This window comes from Mesorhizobium sp. BHbdii (assembly GCF_053848045.1).
This window is the reverse complement of the sequence record NZ_JBSPKX010000001.1, coordinates 496,432-518,835: the sequence shown is the minus strand read 5'-3', so window position 1 is coordinate 518,835 and position 22,404 is coordinate 496,432. Positions and strand designations below refer to the sequence as shown.

Below are 22,404 nucleotides of genomic sequence, written 5' to 3'. Positions count from 1 at the left end.
TTTAGATTGCGTTCGAAATCTATATCGGATATAGAGTGCGAATGCAATCTATTTTTGAGAGGAGGCGATGGGCATGAAAAATCGGAATCGTGTGGTGTTAGCCGGTGTCTTGATCGCGGTGTCAGGGGCGGTGGCGTTCGCCACACTTGCCATTCCCACGCAGGAAGCCGCCGCCGTGGGCGACCCGAGGCAGGAACCCCCTATGGTCAGGTTGGCGACGGCAGCTCCGGTGGCCGGATCCGAACGCAGCTTCACGGGCATCATAGGAGCGAAGGTCGAGAGCAATCTCGGTTTTCGCGTCTCAGGCAAGATCGTGGAACGGCTCGTGGACGTCGGTCAGGAGGTCAAAGCCGGTCAGCCGCTGATGCGGATCGACGACACCGACCTTCGCCTTTCGCTCACGGCGAAGCGCAACGCTGTCGCTGCAGCACGCGCTGTCCTGGTTCAGGCGAGCGCGGACGAAAAGCGCTACGCTGTTCTGGTCAAGAAGGAGTTGGCTGCAACCCCGCAGCGGTACGAGCAGGCAAAGGCCGCGCTGGATACTGCCACGGCCCAGCTTGCCGCCGTGGAAGCGGAAGCGAAGGTCGCAGAGAACGAGGCGACCTACGCGGTCCTGGTGGCGAACGCGGATGGAACGGTGGTCGATACGCTTGGCGAGCCGGGGCAGGTCGTCTCCGCCGGCCAGCCGGTGGTTCGCATCGCCCAGGCCGGCCCCCCCGAAGCGGTGGTCGCGCTTCCCGAAACGATCCGGCCGGCGATCGGGTCGGTAGCCGAGGCCAGCGTGTATGGGGGTGATGGGCGTCGCTATGCAGCACATCTCCGGCAGTTATCGAACTCCGCCGATCCCCAGACCCGTACCTACGAGGCCCGCTATGTGCTTGATGGCGAGGCCGCGGCAACACCGCTTGGCGCGACGGTAACCATTCGGCTTGCAAGCCAGGCCGGTCAGCCTGAAGTCCAGGTGCCGCTGGGGGCTGTGCTCGATGATGGTCGGAAGACCGGCGTCTGGGTCCTGGACAGCGCCACCTCGACCGTACACTTTCAGCCCGTGCAGCTTGTTCGTGTGACCAGTGAATCCGCAGTGATCTCCGGATTGAACTCTGCCGATCCGATTGTTTCGCTCGGCGCTCACCTCCTGCAGGAGGGCGCTCAAGTCAGGACTGCATCCGAAAGCGGGGGCAAGTGATGAACCTCAATCTTTCCGCGATTGCCGTTCGCGAACGGGCCGTCACCCTGTTCTTCATCCTCTTGGCAGTGGCGGCCGGCGCCTATGCGTTTGTCATGCTCGGGCGGGCGGAAGACCCCAACTTCACCATCAAGACCCTGACGGTCACGACGGCGTGGCCGGGTGCGACAGCACGCGAGATGCAGGATCTCGTCGCCGAACCGTTGGAGAAACGGCTTCAGGAAATGACCTGGTACGACCGGGTGGAGACGACCACACGGCCGGGCTATGCCTATATGACCGTCACGCTGAGGGACGACACGCCGCCATCCGCCGTTGAGGAGGAGTTTTACCAGGCCCGCAAGAAGCTCGGGGATGAAGCCCGCAACCTGCCGCCCGGCGTCTTCGGCCCCTTCGTCAATGACGAATATTCGGACGTGAGCTTCGCCCTTTATGCTCTGAAGGCCAAGGGCATGCCGATGCGTGAGCTGGCCAGGCAGGCCGAAGTGATCCGCCAGGACCTCCTGCACGTGCCCGGCGTCAAGAAGATCAACATCCTCGGTGAGCGTCCCGAACAGATATTCGTCGAGTTCTCCTACGCCAAATTGACAACCCTCGGCGTCTCGGCACAGGACATCGTCGCCGCCTTGCAGCGGCAGAACACCGTCACACCGGCGGGCTCGATCGACACTCAGGGGCCGCGGGTCTTCATCCGGGTCGACGGCGCTTATGACAGCGTCCAGGCGATCGCCGACACGCCGATCGTCGCTTCGGGGCGGACGCTGAAGCTCTCCGACATTGCCGAGGTCCGCCGCGGCTACGAGGATCCGCCCACATATCTCATCCGCCGCCAGGGTGAGCCCACCATCATGCTGGCAGCCGTCATGCAGGAGGGCTGGGACGGTCTCGCGCTCGGCAAGGCGCTGGAGGACAGAACTGCGGCCATCGCACAGACACTCCCGCTCGGGATGACGCTCGACAAGGTGAGCGATCAGGCCGTCAACATTACCTCGGCGGTCGACGAATTCATGATGAAGTTCGCGATGGCGCTCGGCGTGGTGCTGCTGATCGCCCTGATCAGCATGGGTTGGCGCGTCGGCATCGTCGTGGCGGCCGCCGTTCCTCTGACGCTTGCGGTCGTCTTCCTCATCATGCTGGAAACCGGCCGGTTCTTCGACCGCATCACGCTCGGCGCTCTCATCCTGGCGCTCGGTCTTCTCGTGGACGATGCCATCATCGCCATCGAGGTGATGGTGGTGAAGATGGAAGAGGGCATGGACCGCATCAAGGCGGCGGCCTATGCGTGGAGCCACACCGCGGCGCCGATGCTGTCGGGAACGCTCGTGACGGTCGCCGGGTTCCTGCCGGTGGGCTTCGCGCGCTCCACGGCCGGCGAATACGCGGGCAACATCTTCTGGGTCGTCGGGTTTGCCCTTATCGTCTCGTGGATCGTCGCGGTGATCTTCACGCCCTATCTTGGCGTCAAGATGCTGCCCGAGATCAAACCGGTCGAAGGCGGTCACCACGCGATCTACGACACACCGAACTATCGGCGCCTGCGGCGGCTCATCGTCTTTGCCGTGCGGCACAAGTTCGTAATCAGCGGTATTGTCGCCATCGCCTTCGTGCTTTCCGTCGTCGGCATAGGCTCCCTCAAACAGCAGTTCTTCCCAACATCCGACCGCCCCGAAGTGCTGGTGGAGGTTCGCCTGCCGGAAGGCACCAGCATCGAGACGACGACCGCCACGGTCGAGACGCTCGAAGGCTGGCTGGACGACCAGCCCGAGGCTGAGATCGTCACGAGCTATGTCGGTCAGGGCGCTCCCCGCTTCTTCTTCGCGATGGCGCCGGAATTGCCCGATCCCGCCTTCGCCAAGATCGTCGTGCTGACACCGGACGCGGAGGCGCGCGAGGCATTGAAGCACCGGCTCCGGGAGGCGGTGTCGCAAGGGCTTGCACCCGGGGCCGACGTACGTGTCACCCAACTTGTGTTCGGGCCCTACACGCCGTTCCCGGTCGAGTTTCGGGTCATGGGACGTGATCCCGTGCAACTCTACAGCATTTCCGAGAAGGCCCTCGACATCATGCGGGACGTCCCGGACGTTCGGCAGGCCAACCGCGACTGGGGCAACCGCACGCCCGTGCTCCGCTTCGTCCCGGATCAGGACCGGCTGAACCTCATCGGCCTCTCGCCTGCCGAGGTGGCCCAGCAACTGCAATTCCTCCTCACCGGTATCCCCGTAACGCAGGTCCGCGAGGACATCCGCAATGTCCCCGTCGTCGCACGCAGCGCCGGGGCTGAGCGGCTGGATCCGGCACGCCTGGCGGATTTCTCGCTGATGAGCCGGGACGGCCGCCAGATTCCGCTCGACCAGATCGGCCATTCGGAAATCCGCCTGGAAGAGCCGATCCTGAAGCGCCGCGATCGCACGCCCGTCATCACGATCCGCTCGGACATCAACGAGGCGACCCAGCCTCCGGAGGTTTCCAAGCAGATCATGAAGGCCCTTCAGCCGCTGATCGCGTCCCTTCCGGCCGGCTATCGCATCGAACTGGGCGGATCGATCGAGGAGGCCGAAAAGGCCAACACGGCGCTGGGTAAAGTCTTTCCGGCCATGATCGCCGCCATGCTGATCGTCATCATATTGCAGGTGCGGTCCTTCTCGACAATGGCCATGGTCATGCTGACGGCACCGCTTGGCCTCGTCGGCGTCGTGCCTATGTTGCTCACCTTCAACCAGCCCTTCGGCTTCAACGCCATTCTGGGCCTGATTGGTCTGGCCGGCATCCTGATGCGCAACACGCTGATCCTGACCGAACAGATCAAGGAGAACCAGGCGGCCGGCCTCGACGACTATCACGCCGTCATCGAGGCCACGGTGCAACGCACGCGGCCGGTGATCCTGACCGCACTTGCCGCCGTGCTGGCCTTCATCCCCCTCACGCACTCTGTCTTCTGGGGATCGATGGCCTATACGCTGATCGGCGGTACGGCGGTCGGCACGGTGCTGATCCTGCTCTTCCTTCCAGCGCTCTATGCCGCGTGGTTCCGGATCAAGCCAACAGCAGACGACGTCCATGAGGAGCCATCCGACTCGACGGATGAACTGGAAATGCAAACAACATTAGCCGCCGAATAGGGTTCTGTTGCCGGAGGAGGCGGTTCAAGTTCTCGTCCGCTGGCCTTTGCCTGAACATGCGCAGGGCAAGCTGCACGATCTTGCCGCTTACAGATGATCGTCCAGGGCGAGCCCGGCAGTCATCAGTTCTGGAGACATTTATGAATCGTCCGGTCCGAACGCGAACTGATCCCGACGAGATGCGCGCACGCATCCTGGAGGTCGCGGAGGAGCACTTCCGCCGCATCGGCCACCACAAGACGTCGGTGGCCGACATCGCCTCCGAGATCGGCATGAGCCCGGCGAACGTCTACCGTTTCTTCGCCTCCAAGGGTGCGATCAACGAGTCCATCTATGGACGTGTCGTGAACGAGGTCGCTGAGATCGCCTTTGCGATCGCATGCACGAACGCGACAGCCTCGGAAAAACTCGACCGGCTCCTGACCGCTATTCACCACCACAACAAGACGAAACTGATCAAGGAAAAGCGCATGCACGACATGATTGTCGACGCCATGCAGGCGAACTCGGCGATCATCAAAGCGCATATCGAGGGGATGGTGACAATCTTCGAGGCGATCATCCGCGAGGGCATCGAAGCGGGCGAATTCATCGTCGAAGATCCCGCGGAAGCGTCGCGTGCGATCAAGACCGCGTTCACGCCGTTCTTCCACCCGATTCTGATCGAGCACAGCGTTCAACACGGCGAAGACACCGAAGCGGGCCTGCGCGAGCAGATTCGCTTTATTCTGAAGGCTCTCGGCAAGTCGGACTAGGCGGCCTGGGAAGGCGGCTGCCAGCACATCTCAAAGCCACCAGGCGTTTCGAGCGCATGCGTCTGCGCGAATTCCAGCTCGCAGTAATCGCCCACGACATCAGACTTGATGGATATGAGAAGCAGCGGCCCGCAGCCTATCGCCGACGCGCCGAATGGTTCGGTCCGGCTGTGGGTCCTTACCGGCAGCTCTGCGCTTCCGCAGCGGATGCTGCCGTCCGCCAGCCTCGCAACGAGCTCGAGCCCGGTGCAGTCCGCCAGCTCGGCGATTGAGCCTGTCGCGCTGCGCGCTTCGCTCGCAGAATCCATCGTCATTGGCGCGGTCCTTGCTGGGCATCGCCCGCAGACGACGCAATCAGCACGCTCTCGGCCGCCGCTTGCAGGAACCGCTTCGACAGCCGCTCGTCGTTGACAGCCCGCGAGAGGACTACCGCGCCGACCATGGTCGAGAGAATGGCCATGGCCTTGCCACTGGGCTCCTCGCCGTCGCCAACCCAATTACCGAGCATCTCGAGGTACTCCCTGACGCCGGCTTCGAATGACGCCTTGACATCGGCGCCCTGCCTGGCGGCGTCCGAGCCGAGCGCCACGACCGGGCAGCCGTCCATTCTGTCTGCGCGATGGTCCAAACTGAGGTAGAATGCGATCACCGCGCCAAGCGGATCCTCAGGATTGGCCGCGGCTGCGGCCGACCATCGGTGGAAGGCACTCTCCATCGCCCGCCTGGACGCCTGCGCCGCCAGATCGTCCTTTGATGCGAACTGCTTGTAAAACGCGCCCTGGGTCAGCCCGGCAGCCTCCATCAGGTCCTTAAGGCCGATGCCGTCAAAGCCGCGCTCCCGAAAAAGCCGGCTTGCCACATTGATCACGGTTTCGCGGTTTTCCGCCGCCTGAATGCGACTCACACGCATCGTCATCTCCTAAATTAGCTTGCGTTCGACATCTATAGCAGATATAGAGTGCGAACGCAATCCAATTTGGCTGCGCACGGGTGCCCGCGATCACGCCATCGAAAATTTGGAGGAGAGGTCAAATGCTATACAGTTATTTTGTCGAGAAATCGATCCGGGAGAGCTTCGACCACGTCAACAAACATCGCTGGGATGACGCGGTGAAAGCACTCGTGCCGCATGTCCATCACCGCGTTTCCGGCACCCATGCGCTTGGTGGTGAGCGCCACGACAAAGAAGCCGTGCGCCGATGGTTTGAGCGCCTCGGCCGCGTCCTGCCCAATCTCCATCTTACGGTCAACCACGTCTGGGTGAAGGGCTGGCCGTGGCATACCACCGTCTTTGCCCAGTGGGACGGCACCGCGACGCTGCTCAACGGCGACGCGTCCTACGTCAACAGCGGTCTCCACGTGTTCACCCTGCGATGGGGCAAGGTCTATGCCCTCGAGGAATTCTACGATTCACAAGCAGCAGCCCGCGGTCTTGCCGCCCAAGCGGCAACTGGCCTCGAAGAAGCTGTCGCCGAACCAATTGTAGGCTAGCAGAAGCGCAGTCGGCGGCCGCAGCGTAACCGCGGGTACGCTAGCCCGTGGCCATGCCGGGCATCGCCCCCAGACGACCCCATCAGCACGCTCTCAGCGGCCGCTTGCAGGAACCGCTTCGACAGCGCTCGTCGTTGACGGTCCGCGAGACCACCGGCGGGTGGCGCTCTCCATCGCCCGCCTCGATGCCTGCACCGCCAGATCGTCCTTGGAGGCGAACTGCTTATAGAACGCGCCCTGGGTCAGCCCGGCACCTAAGGCCGATGCCGTCAAAGCCGCGCTCCCGAAAAAGCCCGCTTGCCACATTGATCACGGTTTCGCGGATTTCCGCAGAGCCTCACAGGCATCATTATTTTTCAATTTTAGATTGCATTCGTAATCTAAATCCTTTATAGAGTTCGAACGCAATCTAAAAAGAAGGAGATACGAGATGATCCGCAAAACCCTGAGCGCCTCGGTTTTGGCCGCGCTGTTTCTTGCCGCCCCGGCATTTGCCGAGGAAGCCGCCATAGGACGCCCGATCGAAGCCGGCAGCCTGCACGAGGGACACCTCGACATGGTCGTCTATTTCGTCCCGGCCGAGGGCGACCTCCTGGAGGTCACCGCCACCTTCGCGCCGAAGATCGGCGGCGATCCGCAGCGCGTCGTCATGGGCCTTGCCGACGGCGATTCCGTGGCCTTTTCGATGCCGGGCCACCGCGGCCCGCTCTACGCGTTCTCGCGGTCCGGCGATGAGGTGACGGTGTCGTCCGAGACCGACGTGCACCTGCGAGCCGACGCCAATGCACCGACCCGTCCTGCAGACGGCAGCCTGCGTGCTGCTGGCCGAGAGCTCGCGTCCGTGGGGCCGATGTAAAGGTCAAACGCAATCTAACTTGAGAGCGACGAGGGCCATTGTCTGAAGGGTTTGTCTTGGGGCCGCGCGCCCTAACTCGCGCGACCTCTAGTGCTCGGTTCTTCGTGCGGATAGAGCTTGCCGAACAGGGGCAGGTACATCGCGCCTTTGCGCATCAGGAAGTCGTGGAACGTCGCCATGGCAGGCGAGATCGCGTGATCGCTGCGCATCACCGAAAACCATTGCCGGCGGATCGGCATGCCGACAACGTCGAGGATGACCAGCCGGCCGGCTTCGGTTTCGGCGGCGATGGTGTGGGCAGAGATGAAGGCAATGCCGAGCCCCGCCATCACCGCCTGCTTGATCGTCTCGTTCGAGTCCATCTCGACGCCGAGATCGTCGATGCGGCCGGGCACGTCGCTTAGGAATATCTCCAGCGAGATGCGCGTGCCGGAGCCGGGCTCGCGAATGAGGAAATGCTCCTCGGCGATCCGCTCCTTGGATATCTCGCGTGCCGAGGCCAGCGGGTGGTCGGGCGGCGCGATGATGACCAGCGGGTGATCGCCGAAGACCGAGGCACGGACCGGGACTTCCTTCGCCGGGCGTCCCATCAGCGCGATGTCGATGTCGTGGTTCTTCAGACTGTCGATCGTTTCGGCGCGGTTGCCGATGGCAAGCCGCATGTCGATGTCGGGATGCTCCTTGATGAAGCCGGCCATGAGCCGCGGCGCGAAATATTTGGCGGTGGAAACGACGCCCAGCCTCAAGCTGCCGATGCGCACACCCTTGATCGCATCCATCCTGTCTTCGAGCAGGCGAAGCCGCTCTTCGATCGCCTGCGCCGTCTCGACGAAGGCCAGACCTGCGGCAGTGGGACGCATGCCGTCCGACGTCCGGTCGAACAAGGCCAGTTGGAACTCCTCCTCGACTTGCCGCAATTGGATCGTCAGCGCTGGAGGCGACAGGCCTAACGCCTTGGCCGCGCTGACGATTTTTCCGTGGCTGATGATTGCCTGAACTGTCTTGAATTGCTTGAGCGTGAGGTTTCTCATGCGACATACTAAAATTTTTTTAGTGTGTAAGTAAAGTTATTGAATTTTACTTATCCGGTGATGTTGGTTCTCATTCCCCTGTCCGGCCGACCCGAGGAGAAGCGGCTGGATCGGGAGGTTACGATGCCAGCGGCAACGCTCGATGCTTTTCTGAATTCCTATCTCGGCCCGCCGGACGAGCTGCGCTCCGCGGTGGTGGCGACTGTCCGCCAGCTGACGCAGGCCGCTACCAATATCCGCAACACCATCAATCAAGGGGTGCTCGGCACCGCCTTTGCCGGGACCCGCGGCGCCAATGCCGATGGCGACATCCAGAAGGATCTCGACATCTTCGCCGACGACATCTTCCTCGGCGCCATGCGCCACGCTCCGGTCGCGCTCTACGCCTCCGAGGAACTGGAGCAGCCGGTCCTGCTCGACAGGCAAGCGCCTCTCGCCATCGCCATCGACCCGCTCGACGGCTCCTCCAACATCGACACCAACGTGTCGATCGGAACGATCTTCTCGCTCCTCCCTGCAACTGGCGCGCCGGACGAAAATCCGGCCGCCTCTTTTTTGCAGGCAGGCGTGAACCAGCTGGGTGCCGGTTTCTTCATCTACGGGCCGCAGCTGGCGCTGGTTCTGTCGCTCGGCAGCGGTACGCATGTCTTCGTCCTCTCGACCAGGCTCGGCACCTTCGTCCAGGCCTACGAGAGCCGGATCATCCCGCAGCGCACCCAGGAGTTCGCCATCAACGCCGCCAACTACCGGCATTGGGACGAGGCAGTGCGGCTCTACATCGACGACTGCCTCGAAGGCACCGAAGGCCCACGAGAGAAGGAGTTCAACATGCGCTGGATCGCCTCCCTGGTCGCCGACTGCTACCGCATATTGATGCGCGGCGGCGTATTCCTGTATCCAGGCGACAAGCGCAAGGGTTATCGCCAGGGACGGCTGCGCCTCGTCTACGAGGCCAACCCGATCGCCTATCTCATCGAACAGGCGGCCGGTGCCGCTACCGATACGATCACCCGCATCCTCGAAATCGAACCCGAGAGCCTGCACCAGCGCGTCCCCGTGGTGTTCGGATCGGCGCGGGAAGTCGCGCGCATCACCCGCTATCACACCGAGCCCAGCGCCATCGGCGAGCGTGCGCCGCTGTTCAGCCGCCGCGGCCTGTTCAGGGCTTGAGCATCATGTCGGCAAAGCACCCCATCATCACCATCACCGGGTCGTCGGGCGCAGGCACCACCTCGGTGAAGCGCATTTTCGATCTGATCTTCCGGCGCGAGAATATCGAGGCCGCCTTCATCGAGGGCGACGCTTTCCACCGCTACGACCGTGCCACGATGAAGGTGAAGGTGGCCGAGGAGGAGAAGGCGGGCAATCCGAACTTCACCCACTTCAATGCCGCGGCCAACGAACTCGGAATCCTCGAAGAGGTGTTTGAGGAATATGGCCGCCGGGGAACCGGAAAGACCCGCACCTACATCCATGACGAAGACGAGGAGAAGCAGTACGGCACGCCGCCGGGACAATTTACCGAATGGCGCGAATTCCCGCCGAGCGATCTGCTCTTCTACGAGGGCCTGCATGGCTGCGTCGTCACCGACAAGATCAACCTGGCCAGGCACGCTGACCTCAAGATCGGCGTGGTGCCGGTCATAAATCTCGAATGGATCCAGAAGATCCATCGCGACCGAGCAACGCGCGGCTATTCCACCGAGGCGGTGATGGACGTGATCCTGCGCCGCATGCCGGACTATGTCCGCTACATCGTCCCGCAGTTCTCGCAGACCGCCATCAACTTCCAGCGCGTGCCGATCGTCGACACGTCCAACCCATTCATCGCGCGCTGGATTCCGACGCCCGACGAATCGATGCTGGTGATCCGCTTCGCCAACCCCCGCGGCATCGATTTCCCCTACCTGCTTTCGATGATCCACGACTCGTTCATGTCGCGGCCGAATTCCATAGTGGTACCAGGCAACAAGCTCGACCTTGCCATGCAGCTGATCCTGACGCCGCTCATCCTGCAATTGATCGAACGCAAGAACCGTGTGTCGTGAGGAGGACGCCATGAACAGCCAAGCAGCAGCATTGAAACCCGTCGCCGCCGTCTCGGAGCGCGACATGGCGAACGCCATTCGCGCACTGGCGATGGACAGCGTCCAAAAGGCCAATTCCGGTCATCCTGGCATGCCGATGGGCATGGCCGATGTCGCGACGGTACTGTTCAGCCGCTTCATCAACATCGATCCGTCGGCGCCCAACTGGCCCGATCGCGACCGCTTCGTGCTTTCGGCCGGGCACGGCTCGATGCTGCAATATGCGCTGCATTTCCTGCTCGGCTACGACGACATGCCGATCGAGGAATTGCAGCGGTTTCGTCAGCTGGGCAGCCGTACCGCCGGACATCCGGAATATGGCCATGCGCTTGGCATCGAGACGACGACCGGTCCGCTTGGACAAGGCGTTTCGACCGCCGTCGGCATGGCACTGGCCGAACGCATGCTTGCTGCCCGCCACGGCGCTGATCTCGTCGACCATTTCACCTATGTGATCGCCGGCGACGGCTGCCTGCAGGAAGGGATCAGCCACGAGGCGATCGACCTTGCCGGTCACCTGAAGCTCTCCCGGCTGATCGTCTTCTGGGACGACAATGCGATCTCGATCGACGGACCGACTTCGCTGTCGACATCGATGGACCAGCCGGCACGGTTCAAAGCCGCCGGATGGCATGTCCAATCGGTGGACGGCCACGATATGGAGGCCGTCGCTGCGGCAATCGAAGCAGCACAGCAGTCGGATCGGCCATCGCTGATCGCCTGCCGCACGGTGATCGGCAAGGGCGCGCCCAATCTGGGCGGCTCGGAAAAGACACATGGCGCACCGCTGGGAGATGCCGAGATTGCCGCGACGCGCGAAAACATCGGCTGGGCCTACGCGCCGTTCGAGGTGCCGGACGACATCCTGTTCGCCTGGCGCGAGATTGCCGAGCGCGGGCAAGCGGCGCGGCGCGCCTGGGAGCAGCGGCTTGCCGCCTCGCCTCAGCGCCAGGCCCTCGAGAGCGCGGTCGCCGGCAACCTGCCCGACACGGTCTTCGAAGCGCTCGGCGCTTTCCGCAAGGAGCATGTCGAGAAGGCGACCAAGGTTGCAACGCGGAAAGCCTCCGAAATGGCGCTCGGCGCAATCAACGCCGCGACCGACCTGACAGTCGGCGGCTCCGCCGATCTGACGCATTCGAACCTGACGATCACCAAGGGCATGGATCGCATAGCGCCGGATGACTATGCCGGCCGTTACATTCACTACGGCATCCGTGAGCACGGCATGGCCGCGGCCATGAACGGAATCGCGCTGCATGGCGGCTTCGTGCCTTATGGCGGCACGTTCCTGTGTTTCGCCGACTATGCGCGCGGCGCGATGCGGCTCTCAGCGCTCATGGGCCAGCGCGTTATCTATGTGATGACGCATGATTCCATCGGGCTCGGCGAGGACGGCCCGACCCACCAGCCGGTCGAGCACCTGGCGATGCTACGGGCGACGCCGAACCTCAACGTCTTCCGGCCGGCCGACATCATCGAAACGGCGGAGTGCTGGGAACTGGCGCTGAAAAGCAAGAACCGGCCGAGCGTGCTGGTGCTCTCGCGCCAGAACCTGCCGATGCTGCGCCAAGCACACAGCGAGGAGGCACACAGCGACGAGAACCGGTCGAGCCAGGGCGCCTACATCCTGCGCGAGCCAGCCGAGCACCGCGCCGTGACCCTGATCGCCACCGGCTCGGAGGTCGAGATTGCCGTTGCCGCCGCCGAACGGCTGGAAACCGAACACGGCATCGCGGCCGCGGTCGTCTCGATGCCATGCTGGGAGCTCTTCGAGGAACAGGATGCGGACTACCGCAAGGCCGTCCTCGGCTCGGCGCCGCGCATTGCCATCGAAGCCGCGGCGCGGCTCGGCTGGGATCGCTGGATCGGCGACACCGGCGCTTTCGTCGGCATGGCCGGTTTCGGCGCCAGCGCCCCTGCCCCGGATCTCTACCGGCATTTCGACATCACGCCCGAAGCCGTCGCCGCAGCGACGCTGAAGCTCATCATCTAGGAGGACCCGATAATGGCCCGCATCACCCTTCGCCAGCTTCTCGACCATGCCGCCGAGCACGGCTATGGCGTGCCCGCATTCAACATCAACAACATGGAACAGGGCCTCGCCATCATGGAGGCGGCCAAGGCCTGCGACGCGCCGGTCATCATCCAGGCCTCGCGCGGCGCCCGCTCCTATGCCAACGACATCATGCTGGCCAAGATGATGGAGGCGTTGACCGAAATGCATCCGGCCATTCCGCTCTGCATCCATCAGGATCACGGCAACAACGAAGCCACCTGTCTTTCGGCGATCCGCCACGGCTTCACCTCGGTGATGATGGACGGCTCGCTGATGGCGGACGCCAAGACGCCGGCGAGCTACGATTACAACGTCGCCATCACCGAACGTGTCGCACGGATGGCGCATTGGGTCGGCGCTTCCGTCGAAGGCGAGCTCGGCGTGCTCGGCTCGCTGGAAACCGGCCAGGGCGAGGCCGAGGATGGCCATGGCGCCGAAGGTGCGCTTTCCCACGACCAGCTTTTGACCGATCCCGATCAGGCGGTCGACTTTGTCACCGCCACCCAGGTCGACGCGCTGGCGATCGCCTGCGGCACTTCGCATGGCGCCTACAAATTCAGCCGCAAGCCGGACGGCGGCATCCTGGCCATGCAGGTGATCGAGGCGATCCACGAAAAGCTGCCCAACACGCATCTGGTCATGCATGGTTCTTCCTCGGTGCCGCAGGAACTGCAGGACATCATCAACAAATATGGCGGCGAGATGCCCCAGACCTTTGGCGTTCCGGTCGAAGAGATCGAGCGCGGCATCCGCTACGGCGTGCGCAAGGTCAACATCGACACCGATTGCCGCATGGCCATGGCCGGGCAGTTCCGCCGCATCGCTACAGAGGACCCGCACGAATTCGATCCGCGCAAATTCCTGAAACCCGCCATGGACGCCTTGCGCGATCTTTGCCGCGATCGCTTCGAACGCTTCGGCACCGCGGGCAACGCCTCGAAGATCAGGGTTATCGCCATGGACGAGATGGCCAAACGTTACGCCGCGGGAAAGCTCGACCCGCAAATCGCAACCGCGAAAGCCGCCTGAGCGGCAAACAGGAGACCTGTTATGAACAAGATCGACATGCCGTCAGCAGGCACCCTCAAGGAAGGCAAGGAACGCTACAAGTCGGGCGTCATACCCTACAAGAAGATGGGTTACTGGGAGCCGGACTACCGGCCCAAGGAAACCGACCTGATCGCCATGTTTCGGATCACGCCGCAGCCCGGCGTCGACCACGAGGAGGCCGCCGCCGCCATCGCCGGTGAATCCTCTACCGCGACATGGACCGTGGTGTGGACCGACAGGCTGACCGCCTGCGAGCTCTACCGCGCCAAAGCGTTCAGATCCGAGCCGGTGCCGAACACAGGTCCCGGCACCAAGACCGAGCAGCAGTACTTCGCCTACATTGCCTACGACCTCGACCTGTTCGAGCCGGGCTCAATCGCCAACCTGACTGCATCGATCATCGGCAACGTGTTCGGCTTCAAGGCAGTCAAGGCCTTGCGGCTCGAGGACATGCGCATCCCGGTGGCTTACCTCAAAACCTTCCAGGGCCCGGCGACCGGCATCGTGGTGGAACGCGAGCGGCTCGACAAGTTCGGCCGGCCGCTGCTCGGCGCGACGACGAAGCCGAAGCTTGGCCTGTCAGGCCGCAACTACGGCCGCGTCGTCTACGAGGCGCTGAAGGGTGGCCTCGACTTCGTCAAGGACGACGAGAACATCAACTCGCAGCCCTTCATGCACTGGCGCGACCGCTTCCTCTACTGCATGGAGGCTGTGAACAAGGCCTCGGCCGCTACCGGCGAAGTCAAGGGCCATTATCTCAACGTCACCGCCGGCACGATGGAGGAGATGTACGAGCGCGCCGAATTCGCAAAACAGCTTGGCTCCTGCATCATCATGATCGACCTCGTCATTGGCTACACGGCGATCCAGTCGATGGCCAAATGGGCACGCCGCAACGACATGATCCTGCACCTGCACCGCGCCGGCAACTCGACCTATTCGCGCCAGAAGAACCATGGCATGAATTTTCGCGTCATCTGCAAATGGATGCGGATGGCCGGCGTCGATCACATCCATGCCGGCACCGTGGTCGGCAAGCTGGAAGGCGACCCGCTGATGATCAAGGGTTTTTATGACACGCTGCGCGAGGAGCGCACGCCGCAGAACCTCGAAACCGGGCTGTTCTTCGATCAGGAGTGGGCCTCGCTCAACAAGGTGATGCCCGTTGCCTCGGGCGGCATCCATGCCGGCCAGATGCACCAGCTGATCCATTATCTCGGCGAGGACGTCATCCTGCAGTTCGGCGGCGGCACGATCGGCCATCCGGACGGCATCCAGGCCGGCGCGACGGCCAATCGCGTCGCGTTGGAGGCGATGATCCTCGCCCGCAACGAGGGCCGCGACTATCTGCGCGAAGGGACCAAAATCCTCGAACAGGCGGCCAGATGGTGCACGCCGCTGAAGGCGGCCCTGGAGACCTGGAAGGACGTCACCTTCAACTACGAATCGACCGACACGGCCGACTTCGTGCCAACCGCAACGCCCAGCTTCTAGACGAAAGGAACCGTCGCCATGATGACCAATCCGGGAAACAAGGTCACGCAGGGACAGTTTTCGTTCCTGCCCGACCTGACCGATGAGCAGATTTCGGCGCAGATCAAATACGCGCTGAAAAACCACTGGGCGGTCAGCGTCGAGTACACGGACGATCCGCATCCGCGAAATACCTATTGGGAAATGTACGGCAACCCGATGTTCGACCTGAAGGACCCGGCGGGCATCCTGCTTGAAGTCAACAGCTGCCGGAAAGCCATGCCCAACATGTATGTTCGGGTCACCGCCTTCGATTCGACCAAGGGCTGGGAAGCGCCACGCATGTCGTTCATCGTCAACCGGCCGCCCAACGAACCCGGGTTCCGGCTGCTGCGCCAGGAGCGCGACGGCCGCAGCCAGGGTTATTCGATCGTGCCTTATGCGACCGACAGGCCCGAAGGCGAGCGGAGCTAGCCGAAACCATGCTGGACGCGATAGCAAAGGGCGCTGCCGCGCAGGACGAATCGGTTGATCTGCAGGCCGAGTTCGAGGCGTCTAACATCGACGAGGTGATGGACAAGCTCGACCGCGAACTCGTTGGCCTGAAGCCCATCAAGACCCGCATCCGCGAGATCGCGGCGCTGCTCCTGGTCGACCGGCTTCGCCGCAAGTTCGGCCTGACCTCGGGCGCGCCGACGCTGCACATGAACTTTACGGGAAATCCCGGCACCGGAAAGACCACCGTGGCGCTCAGGATGGCCGAAATCCTGCATCGTCTCGGCTATGTCCGCGAAGGCCACATGGTCGCGGTGACGCGAGACGATCTCGTCGGCCAGTATGTCGGCCACACCGCGCCCAAAACCCGCGAAGTGATCAAGCGCGCCATGGGCGGGGTGCTTTTCATCGACGAGGCCTACTATCTCTACAAGCCCGAGAACGAACGCGACTACGGCCAGGAATCGATCGAAATCCTGCTGCAATGCATGGAAAACAACCGTGACGACCTGGTCGTGATTCTTGCCGGCTACAAGAACAAGATGGACCGCTTCTTCGACAGCAATCCCGGCATGCGCTCGCGCATCGCCCACCACCTCGATTTTCCCGACTACGGTGTCAGCGAGCTCAAATCGATCGCCGAGATCATGCTGGCGGAACAGAATTACCGTCTCAGCGAGGCGGCGGCCAAGGCGCTCGAAGAGTATCTCCCGATCCGCATGCGGCTGCCGCATTTCTCCAACGCCCGCTCGGTCCGCAATGGGCTCGACCGGGCGCGGCTTCGCCAGGCCAACCGGCTTTTCGCGTCGCGCGATCGGGCGTTGACGAAAACCGACCTTATCACCATTGAAGAATCCGATATTCGCGGCAGCCGCGTGTTCGCGGAAGGCAAGCTCGAAGGCGAACCGGAGACGAAGGCGCGCTGACAAGATGACGCCAGTTGGTGTGCAGCGACCGAAAACGGTAGACAGAATGGGAGCCGACGACCATGCGTACTAAGACAATCATCGCGCCCTCGGTGCTTTCTGCGGATTTCTCGCGGCTCGGCGACGAGGTCGAAACGGTCGTCCGGGCGGGTGCCGACTGGATCCATCTCGACGTGATGGACGGCCATTTCGTGCCCAACATCACCTTCGGCCCGCCGGTGATCAAAGCGATCCGCGACCGAACGGACAAGATCTTCGACTGCCATCTGATGATCGCGCCGGCCGATGCCTATCTCGCCGCCTTCGCCGATGCCGGCTGCGACATCATCACGGTGCATGCCGAGGCCGGGCCGCATCTCGATCGTTCGCTGCAGGCGATCAGGAATCTCGGCAAGAAGGCCGGCGTATCGCTGAACCCGTCGACGCCGGAAAGTGTCATCGAATATGTGCTCGACCGGCTCGATCTGGTGCTTCTGATGACAGTCAATCCGGGTTTCGGCGGCCAGGCTTTCATTCCGGCGGTCGTCGACAAGGTCAGGCGGATCAAGGCACTGATCGGTAACCGCCCGATCGAAATCGAGATCGACGGCGGCGTCACGCCCGAAACCGCGCCCCTGGTCACCGCGGCCGGCGCCAATGTGCTGGTTGCCGGCTCGGCCATTTTCAAGGGTGGCACCGAGGCTGCCTATCGCGCCAATATCGGCGCCATCAGACAGGCAGCCGACGGGGCGATCCGGAAAGCCGCGTAAAACCATTTCATCGGAGGGCAACATGGGGGCGATCCCACCTGTCTGCGATTTCGGCTGGCAAGCCATCGATGCCGTTTTGCCCGGCATCGACGGCAAATCGCACTCGATCTTCAGCCACGCCGGCCCGAACGGGCTGGTCGTAGCCTTCATCTGCAACCACTGCCCGTATGTGAAGGCGGTGATTTCACGCATCGTCCGCGATGCCAACGATCTCAAGCCCGAAGGCATCGGCTTTGTCGCGATCAATTCCAACGATGCCGACGCCTATCCGGATGATTCCTTCGACAACATGAAGCTCTTCGCCAGGACGAACGGCTTCACTTTCCCCTACCTCCACGACGAGCGCCAGACCGTGGCGCGTGCCTATGGTGCCGTTTGCACTCCGGATTTCTTCGGGCTCAACAGCGAGTTGACGCTGCAATATCGCGGCCGGCTGGACGCGGCGCGACGCGACGCCGGATCGCCCGGGCTGAGACGCGACCTGTTCGAGGCGATGAAGCAAATTGCCCGAACCGGCGACGGGCCGCTCGACCAGATCGCTTCGATCGGCTGCTCGATCAAGTGGAAGGACGCCGCATGAACGTCGGCATGGGTAGGCGGTTTCGATCGTCGAAAGCGATCCTGTTCGATCTCGACGGCACGCTGGTCGATTCGGCGCCTGATATAACGGCCGCAGTCAACGAGTTGCTGGCCGGCCGCGATCTGCCGCCGCTGCGCCTGGAACAGGTTAAGGCCATGATCGGCGGCGGCGTCAGGAAGCTGGTCGAGCGAGCCTTCACCGCTTCCGGTACGCCGCTCCTCGGCAGCGCGCTTGACGAGGCCAACCGCGTCATGGCGCCGATCTACCGCAGACATCTCACCGGCCTGACGTCGCTGATGCCTGGCGTCAGGGAGGTTCTCACCCACTTCCACTTGAGCGGAATAGCCATGGGCGTGGTGACCAACAAGCCGCAGTTGGCGGCTCGCGAAATCCTGCTGCATTTTGGGCTGACGGAACACCTTGGCGCGATCGTTGGCGGAGACGCGGTGACATACCTGAAACCGGCGCCCGACGCTCTGCTGCTGGCGCTCGACCAGCTTCAGGTCGAACCTCGTGACGCGCTGATGGTCGGAGACAGCGGCGCCGACGTGGCTGCCGCGCGCGCCGCCGGCATGCCCATCATTCTGCTGCGTGGCGGGTACACCCAAATTCCGGTTGAAGAGCTTGGCGCCGATCTCGTTTGCGACAACCTGTTCGACCTGCCTTCCGCGATGCGCAGGCTGCAAGACGCCGCCTGACCGGCGCCAACCACCGGGCGGGCGCCGGCCGAACGCAATTTCGAACGGCCGGCGAAGTCGTGTTATTTCCGGGGAAGAACAGGGTTACTTCCTGGCGGAAGAACCGGGTCATTTGGAGAATTGCTTCAGATAGGCGATGACGTTGGCGAGGTCCTCATCCTTCTTGAGCCCGGCAAACGCCATCTTCGTGCCTTTGACCATGGCCTTGGGATCGCGAAGGTAGCTGGTCAGCGTGGCTTCATCCCATTTGACGCCAGATTTGCCAGCCTCGGTCATGGCTTTGGAATATTTGAATCCCGGATGCGTGCCGGCCGTCCGGCCAATGACCCCGCTCAACGACGGACCGACCTTGTTCTGATCCTTGTCGACGACGTGACAGACCTTGCATTTGGTGAAGACCTTCTCACCCGCGGCGGCATCCTGTGCCTGAGATTGGCTCGTGATAAACGTCGCAACGGACACGACGGCGAAAAACGCGATTGCACGCATGGCATTTCCTCATTGATCGTCAAGGTGCCCTGGACGATTTGCGCATGCCTTTGTTTGATCATCGGCATGCATCGATTATGGCAGAGCGAAAGCTTCTCCCCTGTGGAGTTGCGACGCCTGCATCTTGGAAGCTACCCGGCAGATGAGCGATGTCAACCATACAGAGGTCCAGTGAACCGCCGGCACGGCGAGAAGTGCCCGGCACCGGAGATGAGGGCAGCGCAAAACCGGAAGCGATTGCCCTGGTCGCGAGCTCGCGATTCGTTGCTTTGTGACGGCATGTATGCCATTGATTTGGCCATGGCGCTGATTTGCGCCAACGACCCGCCCGCCGAGGCGGGTTTTGTGTTTTCAGGTATCGCCGGCGTCCTTCCCGAATTCAGAGGAGCTCGGCTCCGGCGCCCTATCCATTCGACTTTGTTGACGGCCATCGGGCGAACGCGTAGCCTCAAACCATTCCGGTTTTCCACGGGCACCTCGGGACTCCGGCAGATGGCGATTTTGTCCAGGCTCGCAGATCGGGCCGGATCTCGCCGAAGCGGGCGTCTTTAAGCGCGCAAGAGGTGCTGAATGGATATGGTCGACCTCATATTGACGGTTTGCCTGATTACCAATCCGGGCAATTGCCGAGACGAGCATCTCTATTTCGAGAGCCGTGGCTCTCTCGTCCAATGTATGGTCTTGGCGCCCAGCGAAATAGCGAAATGGTCGCAGGAACACCCGACCCTCAAGGTCAAGCGCTGGAAATGCGCTTTCCCGAACAAGGACCGTGCGATCTGATCGGCGCCCCGGCCTGTTACGGCCCCGGGAGGAGACATCATCATGATTTCGCGTCGAGGAACGCTCCGTCTGGCGGCTCTTGGAACGGCCGCAGCGCTTGTCTCAAAACCCTCCTTCGCCACGAGCAAGGTTCGCATCGGCGTGCTGAAGTTCGGCACCGTGAGCTGGGCGCTTGACACCATCAAGCAACACAAGTTCGACGCAGCCAACGGCATCGATCTGGAGATTATCGATTTCGCCGGCGAGGATGCAACCAACGTCGCCATGCTGGCCGGCGCGATCGACAGCATCGTCTCTGACTGGCTGTGGGTCTCGCGCCAGCGCTCGGAAGGCGTCGACCTCACGTTGGTCCCCTATTCGACCGCCGTCGGGGCAATCATGGTGAAGGAGGGGGCGCCGATCCGCACGATCATCGATCTCAAGGGAAAAAAGATCGGCGTCGCCGGCGGGCCTCTCGATAAAAGCTGGCTGCTGATCCAGGCGCTGGCCAGACGCGATCACGGCCTCGACCTGCCGGCAACCAGCGACATCGTCTTTGGCGCGCCGCCGCTGATTTCGGAAAAGGCGATGCAAGGCGAACTCGATGCGGTGCTCAATTTCTGGCATTTTTGCGCCCGCCTCGAGGCCAACGGCTTTCGTCGGCTGATCGGCGCCGATGATGCGGCGAAAGCGCTCGGGGCCTCGGGCGCCGTGTCGGCGCTCGGCTATGTCTTTCATGACAAATGGGCGAATGAAAATCCGGCTGCCGTCCGGGGCTTCATCAAGGCTTCGGCGCAGTCCAAGGACTTGCTGGCCAGATCCGACGATGAGTGGCTGCGCCTTGCGCCGATTATCCGCGCACAGGGCAAGGAATTGGCCAAACTGCGTGACCGCTATCGCGAGGGCATTCCCAGACGCCCCGTCGCCGAGGATGCGGCCGACGCCGGCAAGCTCTACCGCGTGCTGGCCGAGATCGGCGGCGAAAAGCTGGTCGGCCGCGCGCCGGAAATGGCGCCAGGCACGTTCTGGCAGGAGCTCCCGCAATGAGCGCACCTGATACCGGCGATCGCCCGCCGGGCGCCGTGGCCGATATCTCCAGCCAATCCAGCCTTGCAACGGTGCTGACACCCGTGCTGACGGTCGCGGTCTCTCTGCTCGGGCTTTGCCTTCTGTGGGGTCTTGCGGCAAATGCCTGGCCGAGCCGTGGCTTTCCAGGGCCGGGACAGGTTTGGCAGATTTTGCTCGCAGAGGCGGCGAACGGCGACCTTTTCTACCATCTCGGCGCGACACTCGGCCGGGTTGCCGCGGCATATGTCGTCGCGATGGTTGTTGGCTCGGTCATCGGCGTTCTCCTCGGCAGCCACCGCAGCGCAGACCGGTTCTTCAGTCCCTGGGTGGTTCTGTTCCTCAACATTCCCGCGCTGGTGGTCATCGTGCTCGCCTACATCTGGTTCGGCCTCAACGAAGCGGCGGCGATTGGCGCGGTTGCCGTCAACAAGATCCCCAATGTCGCGGTGACGATGCGCGAAGGCGCCAGAGCGCTTGATCCGAGTTACGCCGAAATGGCCGCCGTCTACCGCTTCGGTCTTCTCGACCGTGTCAGCCACGTCCTGCTGCCGCAACTGCAGCCCTATCTTGCCGCCGCCTCACGATCCGGCATCGCTCTCATCTGGAAGATTGTCCTGGTGGTCGAACTGCTCGGCCGCTCCAACGGCGTCGGCTTCCAGATCTATCTTTATTTCCAGCTCTTCGACGTCGCCGCCATCCTTGCCTACACGCTGGCTTTCGTGGCGGTGATGCTTGTCATCGAACTCCTTCTGGTGCAGCCCGTTGAACGACATGCAACCCGTTGGCGCCGTCGTCCCGCTTAGGGTCGACATCGCCGAAAAGACCTTCAGGTCCGCGCAAGGCGTCTCGATCACGGCGCTCCAGGACCTTTCCTTCGAGGTCCGGCAAGGCGAATTCGCCTGCTTGCTGGGACCATCGGGTTGCGGCAAGACCACGACGCTGCGCATTCTGCTTGGATTGGACAACGACTTTTCCGGCTCATTCCAACTGCCTGAAGGCGGCTCCAACCGGATCGCCGCAGTATTCCAGGAGCCAATCTTGCTGCCGTGGCGGACGGTGGAGCAGAATGTCAGGCTGGCGCTGCCGAAAAGCCTGAGAACGAAAAATCTCGACGGGCTGTTCGACACGCTCGGCCTCGCCGGCATGCGCTCGCTCTATCCGGCCGAGCTTTCGCTCGGGCTTGCGCGCAGGGCAGCACTTGCCAGGGCCTTCGCCACCGAACCGGCGGTGCTTTTCCTGGACGAACCCTTTGCCTCGCTCGACGAACGGACTGCCGAGCGGCTTCGGCACCTGCTTTTGACCGTCTGGTCGGCGCGGCCTACGACGGCCCTGATGGTAACCCACAATCTCCGCGAGGCGCTGATGCTGTCGGATCGCATAATCGTTCTCGCGCAGCGGCCGGCCCATGTGCTCGGCATGTTCGACATAAAGCTGCCGCGGCAATATCGCAATCCACAGGTGATGAGCGACCTCTTGCGGTCGTTCCATCAAAAATTCCCAGGCGTGGCCTGATCGCCTTACGGTTCGGAAATGCAT

At 62.6% G+C, this 22,404-nt stretch carries 22 protein-coding genes and 1 pseudogene; 18 read left to right on the top strand and 5 right to left on the bottom strand.

Features of this window, described 5'->3' with window-relative positions:
• The first annotated feature begins 73 nt into the window (after positions 1 to 73).
• From ACWTU8_RS02490 to ACWTU8_RS02480, 3 genes are all read left to right on the top strand, one after another.
• On the top strand, positions 74 to 1,186 hold the full coding sequence (locus ACWTU8_RS02490) for an efflux RND transporter periplasmic adaptor subunit (protein ID WP_455846894.1): 1,113 nt from the start codon (positions 74 to 76) through the stop codon (positions 1,184 to 1,186).
• Positions 1,186 to 4,305 carry an efflux RND transporter permease subunit gene (locus ACWTU8_RS02485; RefSeq protein WP_455846893.1) on the top strand — a complete coding sequence of 1,040 codons (3,120 nt, stop codon included), beginning with the start codon at positions 1,186 to 1,188 and terminating at the stop codon, positions 4,303 to 4,305. The genes ACWTU8_RS02490 and ACWTU8_RS02485 overlap by 1 nt, the downstream gene beginning before the upstream one ends.
• 140 nt (positions 4,306 to 4,445) lie before the next feature.
• Positions 4,446 to 5,060 (top strand): TetR/AcrR family transcriptional regulator, encoded by a 615-nt coding sequence (locus tag ACWTU8_RS02480; protein ID WP_455846892.1) that lies wholly within the window; start codon positions 4,446 to 4,448, stop codon positions 5,058 to 5,060.
• Here ACWTU8_RS02480 and ACWTU8_RS02475 read toward each other — a convergent pair.
• Both ACWTU8_RS02475 and ACWTU8_RS02470 read right to left on the bottom strand, forming a co-directional pair.
• Positions 5,057 to 5,374 carry a hypothetical protein gene (locus ACWTU8_RS02475; RefSeq protein WP_455846891.1) on the bottom strand — a complete coding sequence of 106 codons (318 nt, stop codon included), beginning with the start codon at positions 5,372 to 5,374 and terminating at the stop codon, positions 5,057 to 5,059. The two genes, ACWTU8_RS02480 and ACWTU8_RS02475, sit on opposite strands and share 4 nt — an antisense overlap.
• The gene (locus ACWTU8_RS02470; protein ID WP_455837748.1) at positions 5,371 to 5,970 is read right to left on the bottom strand and encodes a TetR/AcrR family transcriptional regulator; all 600 of its coding nucleotides are present in this window, start codon (positions 5,968 to 5,970) and stop codon (positions 5,371 to 5,373) included. The genes ACWTU8_RS02475 and ACWTU8_RS02470 overlap by 4 nt, the downstream gene beginning before the upstream one ends.
• A gap of 122 nt (positions 5,971 to 6,092) precedes the next feature.
• Here ACWTU8_RS02470 and ACWTU8_RS02465 point away from each other — a divergent pair, with 122 nt between their 5' ends.
• Positions 6,093 to 6,551, top strand: a complete 459-nt coding sequence (locus tag ACWTU8_RS02465; protein WP_455846890.1) for a nuclear transport factor 2 family protein — start codon at positions 6,093 to 6,095, stop codon at positions 6,549 to 6,551.
• Between the two features lie 111 nt (positions 6,552 to 6,662).
• Here ACWTU8_RS02465 and ACWTU8_RS02460 read toward each other — a convergent pair.
• Positions 6,663 to 6,876, bottom strand: a pseudogene (locus ACWTU8_RS02460) (TetR/AcrR family transcriptional regulator); the annotation flags it as partial.
• A gap of 105 nt (positions 6,877 to 6,981) precedes the next feature.
• On the opposite strand from ACWTU8_RS02460, the gene ACWTU8_RS02455 reads away from it, so the two are divergent.
• Positions 6,982 to 7,407: a hypothetical protein gene (locus ACWTU8_RS02455; protein WP_455846889.1), complete on the top strand. Its 426-nt coding sequence runs from the start codon at positions 6,982 to 6,984 to the stop codon at positions 7,405 to 7,407.
• 71 nt (positions 7,408 to 7,478) lie between these two features.
• On the opposite strand, the gene ACWTU8_RS02450 is transcribed toward ACWTU8_RS02455, so the two are convergent.
• Positions 7,479 to 8,438, bottom strand: a complete 960-nt coding sequence (locus ACWTU8_RS02450; RefSeq protein ID WP_455846888.1) for a LysR family transcriptional regulator — start codon at positions 8,436 to 8,438, stop codon at positions 7,479 to 7,481.
• A gap of 123 nt (positions 8,439 to 8,561) precedes the next feature.
• Here ACWTU8_RS02450 and ACWTU8_RS02445 point away from each other — a divergent pair, with 123 nt between their 5' ends.
• The 10 genes from ACWTU8_RS02445 (at position 8,562) to gph (ending at position 18,552) form a co-directional block, all read left to right on the top strand.
• Positions 8,562 to 9,608 carry a class 1 fructose-bisphosphatase gene (locus tag ACWTU8_RS02445; RefSeq protein ID WP_455846887.1) on the top strand — a complete coding sequence of 349 codons (1,047 nt, stop codon included), beginning with the start codon at positions 8,562 to 8,564 and terminating at the stop codon, positions 9,606 to 9,608.
• Between the two features lie 5 nt (positions 9,609 to 9,613).
• Positions 9,614 to 10,486 carry a phosphoribulokinase gene (locus ACWTU8_RS02440; RefSeq protein ID WP_065010922.1) on the top strand — a complete coding sequence of 291 codons (873 nt, stop codon included), beginning with the start codon at positions 9,614 to 9,616 and terminating at the stop codon, positions 10,484 to 10,486.
• Between the two features lie 10 nt (positions 10,487 to 10,496).
• Positions 10,497 to 12,518 carry a transketolase gene (gene tkt / locus ACWTU8_RS02435; RefSeq protein WP_455846886.1) on the top strand — a complete coding sequence of 674 codons (2,022 nt, stop codon included), beginning with the start codon at positions 10,497 to 10,499 and terminating at the stop codon, positions 12,516 to 12,518.
• Between the two features lie 12 nt (positions 12,519 to 12,530).
• On the top strand, positions 12,531 to 13,610 hold the full coding sequence (gene fba / locus ACWTU8_RS02430; protein WP_455846885.1) for a class II fructose-bisphosphate aldolase: 1,080 nt from the start codon (positions 12,531 to 12,533) through the stop codon (positions 13,608 to 13,610).
• Positions 13,611 to 13,631: 21 nt separating this feature from the next.
• The gene (locus ACWTU8_RS02425) at positions 13,632 to 15,125 is read left to right on the top strand and encodes a ribulose-bisphosphate carboxylase large subunit (RefSeq protein ID WP_127209844.1); all 1,494 of its coding nucleotides are present in this window, start codon (positions 13,632 to 13,634) and stop codon (positions 15,123 to 15,125) included.
• Positions 15,126 to 15,143: 18 nt separating this feature from the next.
• Entirely contained in the window at positions 15,144 to 15,578 is a 435-nt protein-coding gene (locus ACWTU8_RS02420; RefSeq protein ID WP_065010919.1) for a ribulose bisphosphate carboxylase small subunit, read from the top strand.
• 8 nt (positions 15,579 to 15,586) lie between these two features.
• Positions 15,587 to 16,525: a CbbX protein gene (gene cbbX, locus ACWTU8_RS02415; protein WP_095518892.1), complete on the top strand. Its 939-nt coding sequence runs from the start codon at positions 15,587 to 15,589 to the stop codon at positions 16,523 to 16,525.
• Between the two features lie 62 nt (positions 16,526 to 16,587).
• Positions 16,588 to 17,274: a ribulose-phosphate 3-epimerase gene (gene rpe / locus ACWTU8_RS02410; protein WP_455846884.1), complete on the top strand. Its 687-nt coding sequence runs from the start codon at positions 16,588 to 16,590 to the stop codon at positions 17,272 to 17,274.
• Between the two features lie 22 nt (positions 17,275 to 17,296).
• The gene (locus ACWTU8_RS02405; protein WP_455846883.1) at positions 17,297 to 17,854 is read left to right on the top strand and encodes a thioredoxin family protein; all 558 of its coding nucleotides are present in this window, start codon (positions 17,297 to 17,299) and stop codon (positions 17,852 to 17,854) included.
• A complete protein-coding gene (gph, locus tag ACWTU8_RS02400; protein WP_455846882.1) occupies positions 17,851 to 18,552 on the top strand; it encodes a phosphoglycolate phosphatase in 702 nt (233 codons plus the stop codon). Before ACWTU8_RS02405 ends, gph begins: the two co-directional genes overlap by 4 nt.
• Positions 18,553 to 18,660: 108 nt before the next feature.
• On the opposite strand, the gene ACWTU8_RS02395 is transcribed toward gph, so the two are convergent.
• Positions 18,661 to 19,041 (bottom strand): c-type cytochrome, encoded by a 381-nt coding sequence (locus ACWTU8_RS02395; protein ID WP_455846881.1) that lies wholly within the window; start codon positions 19,039 to 19,041, stop codon positions 18,661 to 18,663.
• An 819-nt stretch (positions 19,042 to 19,860) separates the two neighbouring features.
• On the opposite strand from ACWTU8_RS02395, the gene ACWTU8_RS02390 reads away from it, so the two are divergent.
• From ACWTU8_RS02390 to ACWTU8_RS02380, 3 genes are read left to right on the top strand one after another with little or no spacing between them, the layout of a single operon-like run.
• The gene (locus tag ACWTU8_RS02390; RefSeq protein WP_455848364.1) at positions 19,861 to 20,847 is read left to right on the top strand and encodes an ABC transporter substrate-binding protein; all 987 of its coding nucleotides are present in this window, start codon (positions 19,861 to 19,863) and stop codon (positions 20,845 to 20,847) included.
• Positions 20,844 to 21,671, top strand: a complete 828-nt coding sequence (locus tag ACWTU8_RS02385) for an ABC transporter permease (protein WP_455846880.1) — start codon at positions 20,844 to 20,846, stop codon at positions 21,669 to 21,671. Before ACWTU8_RS02390 ends, ACWTU8_RS02385 begins: the two co-directional genes overlap by 4 nt.
• On the top strand, positions 21,640 to 22,380 hold the full coding sequence (locus tag ACWTU8_RS02380) for an ABC transporter ATP-binding protein (RefSeq protein ID WP_455848363.1): 741 nt from the start codon (positions 21,640 to 21,642) through the stop codon (positions 22,378 to 22,380). The genes ACWTU8_RS02385 and ACWTU8_RS02380 overlap by 32 nt, the downstream gene beginning before the upstream one ends.
• Positions 22,381 to 22,404 lie beyond the last annotated feature (24 nt).